15 protein-coding genes are annotated in these 18,390 nt (G+C 47.7%); 8 read left to right on the forward strand and 7 right to left on the reverse strand.

The window, feature by feature from the left end:
* Positions 1–308: 308 nt before the first annotated feature.
* A complete protein-coding gene (locus M0415_RS12990; RefSeq protein ID WP_249556130.1) occupies positions 309–5,426 on the reverse strand; it encodes a S8 family serine peptidase in 5,118 nt (1,705 codons plus the stop codon).
* A gap of 293 nt (positions 5,427–5,719) precedes the next feature.
* Here M0415_RS12990 and M0415_RS12995 point away from each other — a divergent pair, with 293 nt between their 5' ends.
* The 4 genes from M0415_RS12995 to M0415_RS13010 are packed head-to-tail and all read left to right on the forward strand — an operon-like array spanning position 5,720 to position 8,925.
* Positions 5,720–6,562, forward strand: coding sequence for a MipA/OmpV family protein (locus M0415_RS12995; RefSeq protein WP_249556131.1), 843 nt, complete (start codon positions 5,720–5,722; stop codon positions 6,560–6,562).
* Complete coding sequence (locus tag M0415_RS13000) at positions 6,552–6,971, forward strand: DUF3019 domain-containing protein (RefSeq protein WP_220056414.1); 420 nt, start codon at positions 6,552–6,554, stop codon at positions 6,969–6,971. Before M0415_RS12995 ends, M0415_RS13000 begins: the two co-directional genes overlap by 11 nt.
* Positions 6,968–7,690, forward strand: a complete 723-nt coding sequence (locus M0415_RS13005) for a response regulator transcription factor (protein WP_011718112.1) — start codon at positions 6,968–6,970, stop codon at positions 7,688–7,690. The genes M0415_RS13000 and M0415_RS13005 overlap by 4 nt, the downstream gene beginning before the upstream one ends.
* Positions 7,691–7,695: 5 nt before the next feature.
* Complete coding sequence (locus M0415_RS13010) at positions 7,696–8,925, forward strand: ATP-binding protein (protein WP_088210289.1); 1,230 nt, start codon at positions 7,696–7,698, stop codon at positions 8,923–8,925.
* Between the two features lie 14 nt (positions 8,926–8,939).
* Here the strand turns inward: M0415_RS13010 and rlmC are convergent, their stop codons facing one another.
* The 3 genes from rlmC to ohrR all read right to left on the reverse strand — a co-directional run bounded on the left by rlmC (position 8,940) and on the right by ohrR (position 12,026).
* Positions 8,940–10,094, reverse strand: coding sequence for a 23S rRNA (uracil(747)-C(5))-methyltransferase RlmC (gene rlmC / locus M0415_RS13015; protein ID WP_249556132.1), 1,155 nt, complete (start codon positions 10,092–10,094; stop codon positions 8,940–8,942).
* Positions 10,095–10,272: 178 nt separating this feature from the next.
* Positions 10,273–11,448 carry a glycerol-3-phosphate dehydrogenase/oxidase gene (locus M0415_RS13020; protein WP_249556620.1) on the reverse strand — a complete coding sequence of 392 codons (1,176 nt, stop codon included), beginning with the start codon at positions 11,446–11,448 and terminating at the stop codon, positions 10,273–10,275.
* Between the two features lie 80 nt (positions 11,449–11,528).
* A complete protein-coding gene (gene ohrR / locus M0415_RS13025; protein WP_249556133.1) occupies positions 11,529–12,026 on the reverse strand; it encodes a transcriptional regulator OhrR in 498 nt (165 codons plus the stop codon).
* Between the two features lie 129 nt (positions 12,027–12,155).
* Between ohrR and M0415_RS13030 the strand changes: the two genes are divergently transcribed.
* From M0415_RS13030 to M0415_RS13040, 3 genes are all read left to right on the forward strand, one after another.
* Positions 12,156–12,581, forward strand: a complete 426-nt coding sequence (locus M0415_RS13030) for an organic hydroperoxide resistance protein (protein ID WP_249556134.1) — start codon at positions 12,156–12,158, stop codon at positions 12,579–12,581.
* A 226-nt stretch (positions 12,582–12,807) separates the two neighbouring features.
* Complete coding sequence (locus tag M0415_RS13035) at positions 12,808–14,232, forward strand: cytochrome C biosynthesis protein (protein ID WP_249556135.1); 1,425 nt, start codon at positions 12,808–12,810, stop codon at positions 14,230–14,232.
* Between the two features lie 98 nt (positions 14,233–14,330).
* Positions 14,331–14,516 carry a hypothetical protein gene (locus M0415_RS13040; RefSeq protein WP_011718119.1) on the forward strand — a complete coding sequence of 62 codons (186 nt, stop codon included), beginning with the start codon at positions 14,331–14,333 and terminating at the stop codon, positions 14,514–14,516.
* A gap of 132 nt (positions 14,517–14,648) precedes the next feature.
* Here the strand turns inward: M0415_RS13040 and M0415_RS13045 are convergent, their stop codons facing one another.
* The 3 genes from M0415_RS13045 to M0415_RS13055 all read right to left on the reverse strand — a co-directional run bounded on the left by M0415_RS13045 (position 14,649) and on the right by M0415_RS13055 (position 15,932).
* Positions 14,649–14,939 (reverse strand): hypothetical protein, encoded by a 291-nt coding sequence (locus M0415_RS13045; protein ID WP_011621606.1) that lies wholly within the window; start codon positions 14,937–14,939, stop codon positions 14,649–14,651.
* A 61-nt stretch (positions 14,940–15,000) separates the two neighbouring features.
* On the reverse strand, positions 15,001–15,525 hold the full coding sequence (locus M0415_RS13050; protein WP_249556136.1) for a class I SAM-dependent methyltransferase: 525 nt from the start codon (positions 15,523–15,525) through the stop codon (positions 15,001–15,003).
* Complete coding sequence (locus M0415_RS13055) at positions 15,522–15,932, reverse strand: hypothetical protein (RefSeq protein WP_089067080.1); 411 nt, start codon at positions 15,930–15,932, stop codon at positions 15,522–15,524. Before M0415_RS13055 ends, M0415_RS13050 begins: the two co-directional genes overlap by 4 nt.
* 504 nt (positions 15,933–16,436) lie before the next feature.
* On the opposite strand from M0415_RS13055, the gene fccA reads away from it, so the two are divergent.
* Entirely contained in the window at positions 16,437–18,227 is a 1,791-nt protein-coding gene (fccA, locus tag M0415_RS13060) for a fumarate reductase flavoprotein subunit FccA (protein WP_249556137.1), read from the forward strand.
* Positions 18,228–18,390: the final 163 nt, after the last annotated feature.

Below are 18,390 nucleotides of genomic sequence, written 5' to 3' on the forward strand. Positions count from 1 at the left end.
TTTGAAAAACATCAAATAAAAACAAAACATATCGATTACAAACGAAGAATTAGAGAATCACACTAAGCCAAAATTTTAGACATTGTTTTAATTGTTATTTTTTGTATCAAAAACAATGAAGTAATGAGATATATCAGGATGGTAAGCAGAGAGAAGAAACCGAAATACAACAAACCAGAGTAGGTATGGATTGAACCATCACACTGTCGTTTCGAATAGAATCACAAAACAAAAAAGCCGGCAAAATCCATTTGCCGGCATCCTAAATTCAGGATAAATATCAATTGACTAGGAAGTCAAACCCATGGTTAGTGAGTTTTTCTTCTTCTGATCAATGCCCCGAGAGCCAGTAGCATAGATAAACCACCTAATGCACCACCGCTGCTTTCTTCAGACGGTGTTTCTGGTGTAGTCGGTGTTACAGGCGCAGTCGGTTCAACACCATCGGATTCAACGGTCAGCATAAAGCTAGTGCTCGCTGCATCGGCTGGGTTTTCCACATCACTCACAGTCACTGTGACTTCTACGTCGCCGTGGAAGTTAGCTTCTGGTGTAATAGTGATGCTTGAACCTGAAGTGTTGCCATTTACCACAGCGCTGATGTGCTCACCCGTTACGGTGATCTTGTTCACGCTGTTTTGCTCATCGGCAAACACAACCTTCAAACCTTCTAAGCTCGTGTTTTCCGCGATCGTTTGGTCGGCAATCGCACCAATGCTGATGTTAGAAGGCACAGTTACACTGTGGCTCATATTGATATCAGCCATACCATCGACTTGGCTAACCGCATCAACCGTCAACACTTGGCCAGCAGCGGTGTTTTTAACTGTCGTCCAAGCCGTCACTTCAAATTGTGATGACTCTGGGCCAACGTAGTCGTAACAAATCACGAGACCATTGCTGACTTTGTCCTTCAGGTTATCGAAGGCGTATTGCTCACCGAGGTATTTCTGCAGTGGGCCATAGGCATATAGACCGCCTTGGAAGCCTTGCAGACCGATAGAACCACGACCATCTTGTGAACCAAAGTTGATATTGTCGTAGGCCATCATCATCTCGTACTCACCGTCACCGAAGCGGGTGTTCACGTTGAAGATAAGCTCGAAGTCGAATCTATCGTCCTTCTCTTCCCACTGGTAAACACGGTTTGCATCGTATCCTAATGGCTTGTAAGAACGAGCATTATCGTATTCCAAGATACCCCAACCGGTTTGAGTACTCGCGATAGAGATACCCGCACGTTCAGTTGATGTATTAACCAATGGCGCACTCAGAATATCTTGAGTCGCACCGGCACCTAGGCCAAATCCACGCCACAACATACCGATAGCAGCGTATGGGAAGCTGTTGTACGGGAAGATGTCATGGTACGGATAGAAGAATGGCTGCCCTTGGAATAGGGACACAATACCGTGGCCACGAATATCCAGTGAGTTTTGTTTATAGATGTTGATTTGGTCTTGGTTGTTATACAGGTGGAAACGATCATAAGTACCACCAAACACAGTGCTAATCGGTAAGGTAATACCGTTGCGATATAGGATGTTATTATCCTTACCGCTCAACGCTTTACCATTAGAACCATACTCAACTGGCGCAAAACCACTGAAGATGGGGTAGATAGCAAACTCTTCTAAGTTTACATAACCGCCCGGTTTCTTGTTACCAAAGTTTGGCGTACGGCACATAGCGTCATCAATGTTAGTGGTGACGTTGTAACGTGGCTCAAGATCGCGGGTATCGGGTTGAATACCACTGATAGTCAGCTTGCCATTTTCCAGTTTCACATCCTTAACGATGGCGCTCGAAGAAGTCAGTACATCTTCAGGGCGCAGGCTTAATCCAGCCGGAATGTTCGCAACTATGCTAAATGCACGGTCAACACCGGTATCGTTAGGTTGTACCTCGAAGGTAAATGGAATCTGGTCACCCGCTACCGCCGCCGTTTGGGTGGCGTCTAAGTGCACATCATCGATGCCGCGCTCGAGTTTAAAGGCGACTTTACCAATGTTACCCGCGTTCACCTCTGAGGTTCCAAAGTCCAGTAACGAGTAATACACGTCACCTTCTTTCATCTCTGGCATATCCCAATTGACTTTAATATCAATAGGATCGCGACCATTGCTCGCAGGTACTTCAACACTCATATCGCTGGCAACTTGGTCCATTACAACTGTCGTCGCATATTGGAAGGTTTCTTCCAGTGCATTGTGATAGTTGTTCGCCGCTGAGCCTTTTCTTGGGTTGTAGAACAACGCCCAATACTGACCTTCTTCTGGTTGGTTAATGTTACAGAAGTTGTTGTATTGGATGTGGTTAGACACGCAAAGCAACTCTTCGAAAGGATCGGCCTTACCGTTACCGTTATAGTCCTTACCGACGTAAACGATCAGGTTACCTTTATCTAAAGTCGCGCTGAGATCTGACTGAGTCGTACCGAAGGATTCAACGATTAAACGGCGCGCATTCGCTGGTACATCAATCAGTTCCACATGAGTGGCTTCGTCAATACGCAGATCCATCGGGATCGTTAAATCGGTATTGCTTGCCCAAGGGAAGTTACCATCGTCATCCTTTGGCAGCACCACGGTTTTCACATCTGCTTTCACTGGACTGAAAATACGGCCATGGATGTTGTCGCCCTCAGGTAAATCGATACCTTTGATCACAGCATTGGCATCATTACGATGAGCCACTGCGCTTAAACGTCCTGGCATGCCGTTTTTGTCGTATTTAAAGACCACAGGCCAGTGCGCCTCTGAGGCTTTGCCGCTCGCTTCGGTGAAGATCAGGTTTGAATGCAGCTCAACTTCGGCGTTACTAAACCAATCTTGGGTATCCATGATTGATGCTTCAACCACGATATCCATGGTCTCGCCCGCCGCTAAGGTAAACTCGCTTGGTGACACCTTAATAGACACACCGTTTTGGACTAACTGTGAACGTGAATCCACGCTCCAGTTGATCACATCACTGTTAGTGACACTCCAAGTACCGTCTTTAGTCGCCTTAATGGTACGGATCCATTGACACTTAGGCTTACATTCGAAGTTCACTAATTGTGGGATGTTCAGCTTATGAACAGCGCCACCATTGTGTGGATCCGCCGCTTTAAAGCGCTCTACGGTTTCATCCATCACAAAGCCCGCATTCACCGCATTGGCCACGTTGATGCGGCCAGTACCCGCACGGTAAGTTGAGGCTAAAGCCACATCACCATTCTTGTCATCCAAGCGATAGTATTGCACTTTGTTTTCAGCCGTCATCGCCAATGCCGATTGGATTTCAGTCGCGCTCCAGCTTGGCTGAGCTTGGCGTAACAAGGCCATCGAACCCGCCACATGCGGCGATGCCATTGAAGTCCCGCTTAAGAAGGCAAAGTCACCCGATGCAGGTGAACCACTAAATGGATGTTCATCGGCAAAGGCCGCATAGATGTTCACGCCAGGCGCCGCAACCGCAGGGATCAACGCTTCAGGCGTCGATGGGCTTGGGCCACGAGAGGAGAATGCCGCTAACCAATCTGCACGCTCTGGGTCGATAGTGCGTTCGATGGTCGTGCCAGAAATGGTCAGCATGTGGTAGTTACCTTTTGCCAGCCAATCACTTAAGCCATAACCTGCCATGCCGTTATCATAACGACCGTCCCACTCTTCCTTAGTAATATGAATACTCGGAACTGAGTAAGAAGCCGTTGGCACCAGGGCATCACCGTTAGCATAGTTATACATGATCATGCCATCGGCGCCGCCCGCTTTGATGTTGTCCGCCTTCACGGAACGCGCAATACCGTTGGTATCGCTTAAGCTGTTACGCTTACAAACCACAATCACGTCAGTTGGGTTACCGTCGCCATCCTTAAGGTCGAAGGTACCGGCAGGGAAAGGTTTAGCACAGTATTCATCACCAAAGGTTTTAGCGTTAACCACCATACCCGTGACTGGTGCCGCGTTGATCGCGCCGCCGACAATTTCGCTCCATTTTGGCGTTTCGCTGCCGCCCATAGGGTCAATCAGCTTAGTCGTGATTTCAACTTCACGGGCGTGGGTGCTGGCCGCTACGTTCATTAACCAAGGTGATGCGTGGTCAATCAGACCAAAATATTCTTTATAACCTGCTGGTTGGCCTGAGTTACCCGCCGCCACCGCGACAGAAATACCGGCTTCGCGAGCAGACAAGAAGGCTAATTCCACATCATCTACCCAAGGGTTTGAATCTTGGCCACCGATGGAGAAGTTGATGACATCAACGCCATCGCTGATTGCATCTTCAATACCGGCAATCAGCGCCTCACCAGGACAGCCTGCATTCAGCTGGTTATCCGGATGACAGACTTGGTAAGCGACGATGTTCGCATGGGGAGCAACACCACTCATGCGCGGGAACAGATTCGGTTTAATCACAGCGCCATCGGAAACGGCTTTGCCACCTTCTGGGCTAACATAATCCACATCCAGCAGCACGTTACCCGCTGCGGTAGAAGCAACGTGTGAGCCGTGGCCTTGGTAGTCTTCACCTACTGCAGGGCGAGTCGCACCATAAACACCGCTGGTAAAATTATCGGTAATCACAGGATAAGAGCGAACGCCAATTAACTTGTCGTTACACATGGTCTCAAAACCGCTCTTGGTACAGTCACCTACGTAGTTACCGGCGCCCCAAGGGTTGCTGTGCTTATAACCATCGTCACCGACAGCGGCAAATGAGCGGTGATCTGAGTTAATCCCGGTATCGACGATACCAACAATAATCCCCTCACCTTTGTAAGGTACGGCTTCAGTCGCTTCACCCGACCAAATCTTATCGGCTTGGATAAGCTCAGGGCCCGCATCCGAGAATAGCTCATAGTTTTTCGAGCGACGTACTGAAGACACATTAGCTAACTGAGACACACGCTGCGCCTCTTCCTGTGTCATCGCCATCGAGAAACCGTTCACTGCATTAGTAAATTGTTGGCGAACTTGGCGCGCACCGACGGTCGATTGAATATCGGCAATCACTTGTCTTTGGCTATCGAGTAAGCGGCTACGGTAGTTCTTTACCGCGCTACTTGCAGGTTGTCCGGCAACGAATAATTTTTGGCTTGACGATTTCGCAACAGTTTTGCTGGCATTGCTGCTAGCAAACAGTTCCGTACTCACTTGTGCCAGTGGTTTTTGGTTTAAACGAACGATGTAGATCTGCTCACCGGTCAAACCTTCCTCATATTCGAATTTGTTAGCTTGAGGGGTAATTTGAAGGTTGAGTCCAACCCCTTGTGCCGAATCATCGATCTCGGCTTGGGGGGCATTTAACTTTGCAATTTGTTCTGGTGTTAACTGCAAACCTTTAAGTTGATGTACATCGCCTATGCTAGCAGCAGCCTGCATAGCACCAGCACCATAAAGGGCGGCAGCAATAGTACAAGTTAGTATTTTAAGCTTCACTTTGCTTTCTCCATTATTGTTATCGCAAGCCGTTTATCACGGACAAGCTGCCTAGCGGCCAACCATCTAAGCATTCAAGCTGGAGAAAACAGCAACACTTTTACGTAGCATTTTGTACAACCCATTAACACAACAAAAACACACTGATTACACAAAGGCTTACTGACAAAGATGTAGCATTTTGTAGCACCATGAATAATTATGCTTAAATTCTGTGAACAAAATGATAGGCTGAGGCTCGTCTTAATGCGGTTTAGCAATGCATTTAAACAACATTGGGGATTATCTAAGAAGTGACAGTTAACGTCAGAAAACAATGTTTACCACTCGTATTACTACTGAGTTGGTGCACCACACTGCAAGCTAAAGAAATTGAAACAGTTTCCGCCGGAGACTGGCAGATTTCCCTTGCCGCAGGTTATGGCGCACTCGAAAACCCAAGGGCAAAAGTTGAAAATATCAACACTTGGATACTGCCCACTTGGTATTACTACGGTAAGAACTTTTATGTCGAAAACTTCACCTTAGGTTACAGCCTGTACGAGTCAGAAAGCTTTATTGTCGACCTACAGACACGTTTTAATGAGGACGGTTTTTTCTACGAATTCGATGGACTGAATAAACTATTACTGAGTGATATTTTAGGTTATACCCCAGTGAAGCAGCCCATCAATCCTAAAGTCGTCAAATTCGAGGAAATTGAACGCAATCTTTCCTACCTAGGTGGACTCAATGCCACTTGGGTGACGCCCTATCTCGATATCAGCCTAGGTTACTTCCACGATATTACCGGCGTTCACCAAGGTAACGAGATCCAGCTTAGACTCAAACGCAGTCAGGCGTTTTCATGGGGGGCGCTCGGCTTTGAGATTGGGGCAATTCGCAAGAGTGAAAACCTCGTCGGCTACTACTATCAGCTCACTAAAGAGGAAGAAGGCCCGCTGCGAACCAAATATCAACCCTCAGCCGCCATCAATTACCATGCCGGCAGCGTGGTCAATGTGCCCATTTTCGACAGCGTTAATTTTGTGGCTATACTCGAATATACTTGGTTAGGACAAGAAATCACTGACAGCGTATTGATAGATAAAGCTGGCTATGTTTCTGGATTTGTTGGAATTAGCTATGACTTCTAAGGCATACCATTCCAATTCGCTGTGGCTCACCTACTGCACCTATTGCAGCTTAATTATCGCCTGTTTCGTCAGCCTATCTTGCCTTGCCGACGAACTGAGGATCACGCCAAATACCTGTGCAGTGACACTAGAAAAGCCCGACTGCCACTTAGACTTACTCATTGAGTATCAATCGGATATTCCGCAATCACTCTGTGTATGGCTCACGACAGAAACCGTTGCTATCGCCTGCTTTCAAGATAGGCTCGATTTTAAATACCAAATACAACTGACCTTAGCGAAAGATACCTTGTTCGAACTCAGGGATCCCAAAAACAATAGCTTAGTAACCACAGCATTAGTCAAAGTCGCTAAGTTTGAACCCGCCAACCCCAGAAGACGTCGTGGACTGAACTGGAACTTATTATGACAAGCGCGCCAATGCCTGAACCCTTATCGCAAATCCTGTTAATTGAAGACGACCAACCCCTTGCCGAACTGGTCTGCACTTATTTAACCCAAGAAGGTTACAAGCTTATCCATTTAGATAATGCCGAAGACGCGCTGATCCGCCGGGATACCGATGAGTTTGACCTGATCATTTGCGATGTCATGCTGCCAGGGCAAGATGGTTTTAGTATTTACCCGCAGTTAGCGGCGAGTTATCCCTGCCCGATTATCTTCCTGACGGCGCTCGATAATCATGCCGACCAAATTCGAGGATTAAATCTTGGCGCCTGCGATTATTTGCTCAAACCCGTAGTACCGCCTTTACTGCTGGCGCGGATTAAGGCCAACCTGCGCAAACAGCAATCCAGCAGTAGCCGCAGTAAACTTAAGTTACACGACCTATTTTTAGACCCCAACCTACAGCAAGTGAATCTGGGGGATGAAGCCTTATCTTTTACCACTAAGGAGTTTTCACTGCTGTGGATCTTCGCCCTGCACGCCGGCAAAGTGTTATCGCGGGAGTTTTTATTCGAACAACTCGTGGGCCGCGAATATGATGGTTTAGACAGGGCTATCGACTTAAAAATCAGCCGCCTGCGTAAACGTTTAGATGAGCTGAATGTACCGGGACTGGCCATAACGACTATTCATGGGAAAGGTTATTTATTCAATTACTTACCAACCCAAGGTCGGACCTAATCCAAATGAAATTTCAGTTCTACCGCTTGTTTATCTTTTTACTGCTGTCCTGCGGAATCGTGATCTGGAGCTTTGGTCAGCTCGCCGAACATTTCGCCCACGACGAATACAACTACCAAATCGACGTCGACGACCTACTGCAAAATTATGATGAGCAACTACCTAAGATAAAGCGCATTCCCGTTGCCTCTCTCTCGCTGCCAGAAAATTTGCAATCCTCACTGCAACAGGGGGCGACAATCGCCCTGCGCCATAGCAGTAATGAGCTCTATTATTATCGCCTCGATAAGGATAGCAGCCATATCTTAGTGCTAGGCCCAGTGCAAACACCTGTACCGAAGGAGCGCAATACCAGTTTGATTTTATTGGGGTTATATTCATCACTCTGCTTGGTTGCCCTCTGGTGGATCTGGCCGGTATTTCGGGATCTTAACCATTTGCAGCAGGCCGCTATCGAATTTGGCCAAGCCCCGCGTAAACGACCTCAGGATATCCATAAACACTCGGCAATTTTCCCGCTTGCTAAAGCGTTTAACAGCGTCAGCCACCAAATCGTCGACTTTATTCAGATGCACAAGGAGCTGTCCCGCACCATCTCCCACGAGGTACGCACACCTCTTGCGCGAATGCGCTTTGCACTGGAAATTATTCGGCCACAAATCGATGCTAATTACGCTAACCGCTTAAATGAAGATATCGATGATATTGAACAACTTGCAGCGAATTATCTGTCTTTTGCTCGCCTAGAGCATAAGGAAGAAACTCTCAGCCAAGAATCACAATCCATTGAATTATTTATGGAAAAATTGGCCCACAAATATGCTATCTACCAACCTAAGTTTAATATTGTGTTTCACTATGAGGCGCAGCAGGCCCATTTCGACCCGATTGCGATGACGATTGCGATTCAAAACCTTGTCCAAAATGCCATGCGTTTCGCCCAACATGACATCCATGTCCACTTCCATCAGCAAGGTGGCATAAATCGGATCAGCGTCGAGGATGATGGTCCAGGATTTGAGGGTAAAGGCAAAAAACTGGTGGCCGCCTTCGAGCGGGATAGCCAGCAGAGCGATACCAGTGGCTATGGTTTAGGCTTGTATATCGTCAAGAAAATTGCCACTTGGCATTATGGCACACTGGAGTTAAGCCGCTCACAGGCCTTAGGCGGCGCCGAAATCAGCATTAGCTGGGACGATGCCTTAACGCCTAAAGCCGAAACTGACGCCGAGTAATTGAGTGCTGAGGTTTAGTCTTTGACTAATAAGGCTAACACTTCGAAATGATCAGAGTGAGGAAAAAGATCGAATAACTGCACCTTAGTTAACCGATAGCCACGGATATGGCCGAGATCTTTGGCTAAGGTTTTAGGATTGCAGCTGGAATACAAAATCGCCTTAGGCGCAAACTCACTTAAGGAATCGCACAGGGACTCACCAATCCCGCGGCGCGGTGGATTGACAATAATCAGCTCAGGCTTCGTTTGCGCCGCCTCGCCCTTGGCAAAGTCGGTGGAATCGAGCGCCATAAACTCTACTTTATCCAATCCCATCAACTGCGCCGACATTTTAGCACAGGCAATAGCTTCGGCTTCAATTTCAATCCCTGTCAGTGGGATTTCCTTGCTAGCACAATGCAAACCAAAGCCACCTACCCCACAGAATAAGTCCCAAAGGGAAGCTGGCGCGAAGTCGGCCACCCACTCACGGGCGGTTTGATACAGCTTTGCCGCCACCTGCGGATTGGTTTGAAAAAAGCTCTTGGGACGAATAAACAAAGGCACATCGTTAAAGCGCTCTTCGAGACGAGTATTTTCGGTGAGGAAAATCTCCTCTTCACCTTCCAAGATAGCCATATGAACAGGTTGCAAATTGACAGAGACGACTTTGATCTGTGGATATTCCACCATCAGCGCTGGCAATTCTCGCTCGATACGGGCGATGGCATCCCGCGAGCGCAGCACAAACCGCAACATATACTCGCCGCGCACTTGGCTGCGCGTCAGTAGGATAAATTTAAGCTCGCCCTTGGCCTTATCGACACGGTAAGGCGGAATGCCCGCCAGCTGCACAAAGCGCTCTAAACGGTGAAGCAAGGCTTGCATATCAACAGGATATAACAGACAGTCACACAGGCTCACCGCTTCGCCGCTGGGGCTAACAATCCCCAACACGGGGGCGTGAGCAGCACCCAAGGCGACCATTTTCGCCTTGTTACGAAAACCGCTGCTGTCACCCACAACCGGAGGTAAAAACTGCGGTTCGGTCTTATCGACAAAAGGCGCTAACAATTGCTGCAATTCTTGGGTTTTAGCCGCCAGTTGCTGCGCCATAGGGAGCTTAATATGGCGACAGGATTGGCATTGGCCTCGTTCAAAATACCCACATTGTACTAATGTACTCACAGCATCGTACCCACAGCAGTGCCCGTCTATCTTATCTATTGAGATGGCGAGTGAAATTTGGATGACAACTGAAGCATAACAAACACATTAAGGCCCCAGTCAAAAAGCGCCACACTTTAGCGTTTTTACGCCGAAAAATCACCTTGAAGTACAGCATTGGCCAATAGCCCGGCTCAGATTAACTTAATCTCAGGCTATCTACATCGGCGATCGGAGTGCGTTTTCCGAGTTTTTGTTCAACCCACTCAAGCACTTCGGCCGAGGTACTCCTAAAAGTTGTGAGCTTTCCGCCGTAGAGACTCAGTAATCTCGGGTGAGAAACTGAGGTTTGCATTAGTGTATCCCTTGGGCGCTCAAAGGCAGAGCTCGCTTGCTTAGGTAATACCCTCACGCCGCAAAAGGTCTGCACTATCTTGGTTTTGAGTTCATCAATGGATGGCGACAGAGGAAAGTAGTGCCGATAAATCCCTAAGAGATAATTTATTTCGGACTCTGTTACTTGGAGCGGTGAGTCTAAAGATGCCAGCACAGTTTCCGTGGTGCCAATCAGCATTTGACCATACCAAGGCATCACAAAAATCACCCGCTTATCGAAGCAAGATTCTAAATATAAGATGCCGTCGGGGGCGGGTAAATCCAGCAGTAAATGCGCGCCCTGCACCCAATCCAGCTCAACCCCAGCCAAGGGAGGTGACACCTTTGCTATCACCTCATTCACCCAAGGACCAGCGGCATTAATCACCAGCTTAGCGTCAATCTGCTGCACTTCGCCGCGATGTCGAAAGCTTAGGTCAATCTGCTCACCCAGGTGATTAAGCTGTAAAAACTCCGCCTCGGCATACACATGGGCGCCCAATGCCTCGGCACTACGGCCCACCGCTTGGGTCAGCAATTTATCGTCGGTTTGCGCGTCCCAATACTGGAACACGGCCTTCAAACCTTGGAGTTTAAGCCCGTTAAAACGATGCCAATGCACGGCGGGAATAGATACAAAGCGGCCAAGTGGATCAAATTCGCTGAGTAGCGCGTATAGGCTCAAGCCCGCCCGAATTGTCCAAGGGTTACGCTGACTGTCTTGATAGACGGGAATGTAAAAAGGCACGGCTTTGACTAAGCTGGGCGCGAAGTCGAGCAGATGGCGCCGCTCCTGCAAGGATTTGCGCACTAAGTTCACTTGCCCGCTTTCAAGATATCGCAACCCACCGTGGATTAACTTGCTGGAATTGGCCGAGGTTTGGCCGCCAATCTCGCCTTTTTCGATAAGCAGGGTCGAATACCCCGCCGCCGCCGCGTATTGGGCGATACCGACACCGCTGATCCCACCACCGATAATCGCAATATCGTATGAACTCATATCGGCTTTATCCATCCCAGCGCCTTGATGCTGCGTTTATCCATGTTCCACTCCCTTGCTATCACAGATTGGCTTTCACACTATTCGATACTGGCATGCAATTGCTTTAAAGCTTTGTCACACATGGCTTTAAGCGCCTTAAGATCTTCTATCTCAGCACCAATTTTACAGCGCATCAGATGCGGGATCTCACTCGCCTCAAGCTTTAGCGCCTGCCCTGCACTTGTCAGAGACAATACTCGAACCCTTTCATCTTGGTTGCTGCGTCCACGGCTCACCAATCCCTTCGACTCTAAACGTTTTAACAGAGGCGTCAACGTACCCGAATCGAGGAACAATTTATCCCCTAAGGTCTTCACGCTGATCCCCTGCTCCTGCCACAACACTAGCATGACCAAGTATTGGGGATAGGTTAAATCCAACTTATCGAGCATAGGACGATAGGCGCGCACCATGGCATTGGCTGCGCTGTAAAGAGAGAAACACACCTGATTCTCTAAACATAAGGCATTGTCTGCTTGGGTATTTTCCGCCGTATCCGACGTTTTATCTAAGGATGTTAACTCTGAATTAGGCATAGTCTTACCAAAAAACTTAAATATATTGCGCACAATATACTTGCATTCAGGGTAAAAATCGAATTATAGTTTAGCACAATTGAATTGTGCACAATTTAAATTACTATTTATCACTATGAGGAACGAAATATGAAAACATTATATGAAACTCGAGCTACCGCCAGAGCCGGTCGCCAAGGCCAAGTCAGTACCGATGATGGTTTACTCGATGTTGCACTCGCCTATCCAAAGGCGATGGGCGGAAGTGGATTGGCAACCAACCCTGAGCAACTGTTTGCAGCGGGTTATGCGGCCTGTTTCTCTAATGCGGTTTTACACGTCGCCAAAATCGGCAAAGTGGCCATTACTGAAGCGCCAGTCAGCGCAGTAGTTAGCATTAGTGCCAATGATGCGGGAGGCTTCGCCTTAACCGTCGCCCTAGAGGTGAATCTTGACCTCCCACAAGCCGAGGCCGAAGCCTTAGTACGTCATGCCCATCAAGTTTGTCCATACTCCAACGCTACACGCAATAATATCGATGTAAAACTGAGTGTTAATGGCGTGGCGTTAAACTAAGCCCAAAAGACAACAGTCACTATCGTCTAAAAAGCACCTCAGCGTGCTTTTTAGTTATCTGCCGCGAATCGCCCTTCCCATAAACCTGCCTAACTTCCCAAAAAACAGCTAATCGCGAGTTAACTAACATTTCTTAATGCTCAATTTAATCAAGGGGATTGAATTCAGTAGAGTAGTAGTCAGAGAACCGTTTAAATACCTATAACCCCACGATTGTGGAGGCGCCATGACTAAATACTTAACCAAATTCGCTCTGCTATGCTCCCTTGCTCTGGCCATGCTGAGCACACCAAGCTGGGCCGAAGAAACTCATAACCCGGACCAAACTTGGCATTATGTGAACGCCCAAGGAGAGCTGAAGATCAAGCTCTACTTCTTTTGGTCGAAAACCTGCCCGCACTGCGCCGAGGCCCATCCCTTTATCGACTCACTACCGCAGAAATATCCTTGGATAGAACTCGAATCCCATATGGTTTCGGCCCCTGGCGTGCAGGATATTTGGCAAAATATCGCCTCCAAAACCACGACAGAGGCTCGCTCTGTGCCTTATATGGCTAGCTGTGAAAAAGCCATTGTCGGTTATTCCAGCGAGGCGGTGACAGGTGAGTTTTTAGTGAATCGCTTGAAGAACTGTTACTTATCCCTAGGCGGCCAGTTAAGTGAAGCAGATATGCCAACCACAGGGACAACGGCTGCAGCGGCCACCAATAATGAGCCCCTGTTTGGCACCTGTGGAACCGACTCTGGCGAAGGCACCTGTGATGCCACCAGCCTTGCAAGTAACGATCAAGCCGAAGTGCAACCCGTTGAGTTACCACTTGTGGGTGTAGTGACGCCTGAGACCATGTCACTTCCCTTGCTCACCTTAGTGCTGGCGGGTGTCGATGCCTTTAACCCCTGCGCCTTCTTCGTGCTGCTGTTTTTATTGTCGATTATGGTTAACGCTAAGAGCCGCAGTCGTATGCTGTTAGTCGGCGGCATCTTCGTGTTCTTCTCCGGCTTTATTTACTTCCTGTTTATGACGGCTTGGCTAAACATTTTCCAATTGTTAGGCGCGGGCAGCGATGGCGGGATGATCATTTTAGCCGCAGGGATCTTAGCCTTGATCGCAGGCACGATAAACGTGAAGGATTACTTCTTCACTAAGGGTGACGTCACCCTGTCAATGTCGGCGGAAAACCGCACTAGCCTTATCAAACGCATGGGTAAACTGTCGAACTCCAGCAGCTTAGGCGCGCTGATTGTCGGCTCAACCGTGCTGGCCATTTTAGCCAATGCCTACGAGCTACTCTGTACTGCGGGCTTCCCGATGATTTATACCAGCGTGCTATCCATGCATAATCTGCCGGACATTGAGCGCTATATGTATTTGGTTTTATACAATATTGTTTATGTGATCCCACTGGCGATTATTGTGATTGTGTTTAGTGCGACCTTAGGTAAACGCAAGCTGACCGAAAAAGAAGGTCAAGCACTCAAGCTGATGTCCGGTGTGATGATGTTTGGTATGGGTGTCGCGCTAGTGTTAGATCCCACGGCGCTGCAGAGTGTTGGGCTGGCACTGGGATTAATTCTAGGCTCATTGGGCTTGACCGCCATCATAGTGCTCAGTCGCAAGTTGCTCACGGCCAAAGCGAATAAAACGGCATAAGCATTAGCTGGGTTTTGGATTGGCAAACTCGGGATAAAGGACTAAAGTAAAACCTGAGCTTGCCGATACAAAGGCTCAGCTTTCAATTGAGGTTAGTTATGTCTATTTCACTGAACACCCAAGCTATCACGCCTAACTTAGAAAATGGTGCCGTTGGCGTTAAAGTGGCGCAGTTAGCCAAAGAGCAGCAAAAGGCTGAAGGTCAAATTGCCGTTGATTTAATTAACGCAGCCGCACCTCAACCCGTGGGAAATACTGGCCACAATATCAACACGACGGCCTAATCCACTCGCAATAGCACCCGCAAGAGATTGATAAAAAAGCGCCCCGAATATTGGGGCGCTTTTTTGTTTAAGGCATTTGAGTGGAGTTAAGCCATTTAAGCGGACTAACCTGAGGCTCTACCTAACTCAGCCCTAAGAAAAGGCATTACCATTGACATGCATAATGGTGAATGTCCACACCACAAACGCGAGTGGAATATGCACTAAGGCATAGAAACATTGATCCAGCCGACTCATTCCCTTTGCCAGCCAAATCAAATACAGATGCAGGCCAATCACCACAGGGAACAACATAAATAACGGATACAAGGCAAAAGGGCTGGCATCGGCTAATAGGCTGTGACTCAACAGCGCCCAAGCCACCATCAGCGCCGTGGTTAAAGGTGGCGTGGCAACACGATACTGCTCTGGATACGGGAACATCCTTGGCCTCTTAAACTTCTTCAATACTGATACGGTCAGTCGCCCCGCGTTGGGGTGATGTCTAGGGTTTTCGAGCGATCAGCTGCGCCTTGGCACTTTCAGTACCAGCAGCATCGCTTAACCGACCTTCAAAGTAATGCAAAGGTTGCCAGTTAGCAAATACGGATTGCAGTTCGTTCTCTGTGAGTAAAAAATCAGGGTTGCGAGGTCGGCCAATTTGCGCCTGTTGCCAAGTAAAGGTCTCATACACAATCAGTCCGCCGGGCTTTAAGCTCGCAGCGATTTGCGGGAACAGTGGTCGATGTAAGTAATTAAAGACTAATACAATATCAAAGGACTCTTGGGGGAACTGAGGCGCGCTGCCGTCTTCTAAATTCCACTGCCATTGATGTGCTTTGTCGTGTGTCAGCTCGGCCAAGGCACTCAAATCCTGGTCGATAAAGGTCACTTCACAACCTTGGGAGAGAAACCACAGACCATTTCGGCCCGAACCGCAGGCTAAATCCAATACCTTAAACCCTGTAAGCTCTGGCCATGAAAACTGGGTAATTAAGCTCGAGACATTGCTGAGTGTGGCGTGTGTCATCCCTTTATCTCTTTTTTAGTGTCTATCTGTTTGCGATGGACTATCGAATAGTGTCTCAGCCCCGACGGGCCATGGGATACTATCACAGATAAAAATAACACTAAGATAAACAGTTCAGGCTTGTAGTTGGCAAGCGGCACAAACAGGCACAGTAGCCCTAATTTCCCAAGAGTTAACACGCCTTTCAGTTGAATTAACCAACGCCAATCTCGAATAATTTCCCACAACATCAATATGCTACCGGTACTCATCGCCAGATACCAATAATTGAGCCATAGGGATTTATCGACGCTCAATAATATTCCGCCGCCCGCTCCGGCAATCCCCAATATATGTAAGGCTCTTAGGGTTGTTTTACTCAGCCGCTGTACCCAAAAACGTCTTTCAGACATCTGCTGCCTTGCCATAGATTTAACCCCTTAGCACCACTCAAGTAACATTTTTGAAAAAATACATGTTATTTTCTCAAAAAACACTGGTGAGATTTAATTATTTACTGAATACTCACAGGATAAATATTCGAATATTTAAACTAAATAATCAAATCAAAAATAAATCATAAAAATTATGAAGTTAAAATAAACCCACCGTACAAGACTTTATTTTCTCACATCAATTCAGTAATGATAATTTAGCCCATTAAAATATGTTAACTCACGCAAGTTATACCGTATTCACTGAGTGATTAACTTCAATTTCGTTAATATTTTCAGCCATGTTGCACATTTCAAATATGTAATTCCTTTTGCAACAATCGTTATGTGACCTAAGTACGCATATACCTCTTTAGATAGTGGTAACTTTGTTCATGGAGAATACTCTAAAAGCGCGTGAGCCACGTAAAATATAAATATCACGCCATGATGAATAACCCTTATTAAGTAGATGAAATGTACGGCGGAGGAACGATTATGTTCACAAGAAAGATTCAAAAAACAGCACTAGCCATGCTGATCTCTGGTGCAATGGCAGGCACAGCCTATGCCGCGCCAGAAGTACTAGCCGATTTTCACGGTGAAATGGGTGGCTGCGATAGCTGCCACGTATCAGACAAAGGTGGCGTGACTAACGACAACCTGACCCATGAAAATGCCCAATGTGTTAGCTGCCACGGTGATTTAAAAGAACAGGCTGCAGCAACGCCAAAAGATAAAGTTTCTCCGCACAAATCTCACTTAATCGGTGAAATCGCTTGTACCAGCTGCCACAAAGGCCACGAAAAATCAGTAACTTATTGTGACGCTTGCCACAGCTTCGGCTTCGATATGCCATTTGGCGGCAAGTGGGAACGTAAGTTTGTGCCTGTTGATGCAGACAAAGCGGCTCAAGATAAAGCCATTGCCGCTGGCGTGAAAGAAACCACAGACGTCGTAGTTATCGGTTCGGGTGGTGCAGGTCTTGCTGCCGCCGTTTCAGCCCGTGATGCTGGCGCGAATGTGATTCTGTTAGAAAAAGAACCTATCCCAGGTGGTAACACTAAACTGGCTGCCGGCGGTATGAACGCTGCAGAAACTAAGCCACAGGCTAAGTTAGGTATCGAAGATAAGAAACAAATCATGATCGACGACACCATGAAAGGTGGTCGTAACATCAACGATCCTGAATTAGTGAAAGTCCTGGCCAACAACTCTTCAGACTCTATCGATTGGTTAACCTCTATGGGTGCCGACATGACTGACGTGGGCCGTATGGGTGGCGCAAGCGTTAACCGTAGTCACCGTCCAACTGGTGGTGCTGGTGTGGGTGCACACGTTGCACAAGTGCTGTGGGACAACGCCGTTAAACGTGGTACTGACATTCGTTTAAACAGCCGTGTTGTCCGCATCCTTGAAGATGCAAGCGGCAAAGTGACCGGTGTTTTAGTGAAAGGTGAATACACTGGCTACTATGTGATCAAGGCCGATGCCGTCGTGATTGCTGCCGGTGGTTTTGCGAAAAACAACGACCGCGTTGCTAAGTACGATCCTAAGTTAAAAGGCTTTAAAGCGACTAACCACCCAGGTGCAACCGGTGACGGCTTAGACGTTGCGCTGCAAGCAGGCGCAGCAACTCGTGACTTAGAATACATCCAAGCTCACCCAACTTACTCACCAGCCGGTGGTGTGATGATCACCGAAGCGGTACGTGGTAACGGTGCTATCGTGGTTAACCGTGACGGTAACCGCTTCATGAACGAAATCACGACCCGTGATAAAGCGTCTGCAGCGATTCTGCAACAGAAAGGCGAAAGCGCTTACCTAGTATTCGATGACTCTATCCGTAAGAGCTTAAAAGCCATCGAAGGTTATGTTCACTTGAACATCGTTAAAGAAGGCAAAACCATCGAAGATTTAGCGAAACAACTCGATGTGCCTGCCGCTGAACTGGCGAAAACCGTCACTTCTTACAACGGTTTTGTGAAATCAGGTAAAGACACGCAATTCGAGCGTCCAAACCTGCCACGTGAAATCGCCACTGCGCCTTTCTATGCTTTAGAAATCGCACCAGCGGTTCACCACACTATGGGTGGTATCGTTATCGATACTCAAGCCGAAGTGAAGAGTGAAAAAACCGGTAAACCTATCAGCGGTTTATACGCTGCAGGTGAAGTGACTGGTGGTGTTCACGGTGCTAACCGTTTAGGTGGTAACGCCATCTCTGATATCGTGACCTACGGCCGTATCGCGGGTGCATCTGCCGCTAAATACGCGAAAGACCACTAGTATCAAACGTTTCTAGGTTAAGGGACTAACCTAAGGCTCACATAGCACGACCCATTTGAGCCCAGCTTGAATCTTCAAGCTTATCAGTACAAGCGAGCCGTCAGGGGCTCGCTTTTTTTATGATTTTTTGTGCAATTGATGACAAAGCTCACTCTTTTTACGG

It is taken from the genome of Shewanella sp. 10B, from assembly GCF_023475885.1.
Taxonomy (GTDB): Bacteria; Pseudomonadota; Gammaproteobacteria; order Enterobacterales; family Shewanellaceae; genus Shewanella; species Shewanella mangrovisoli.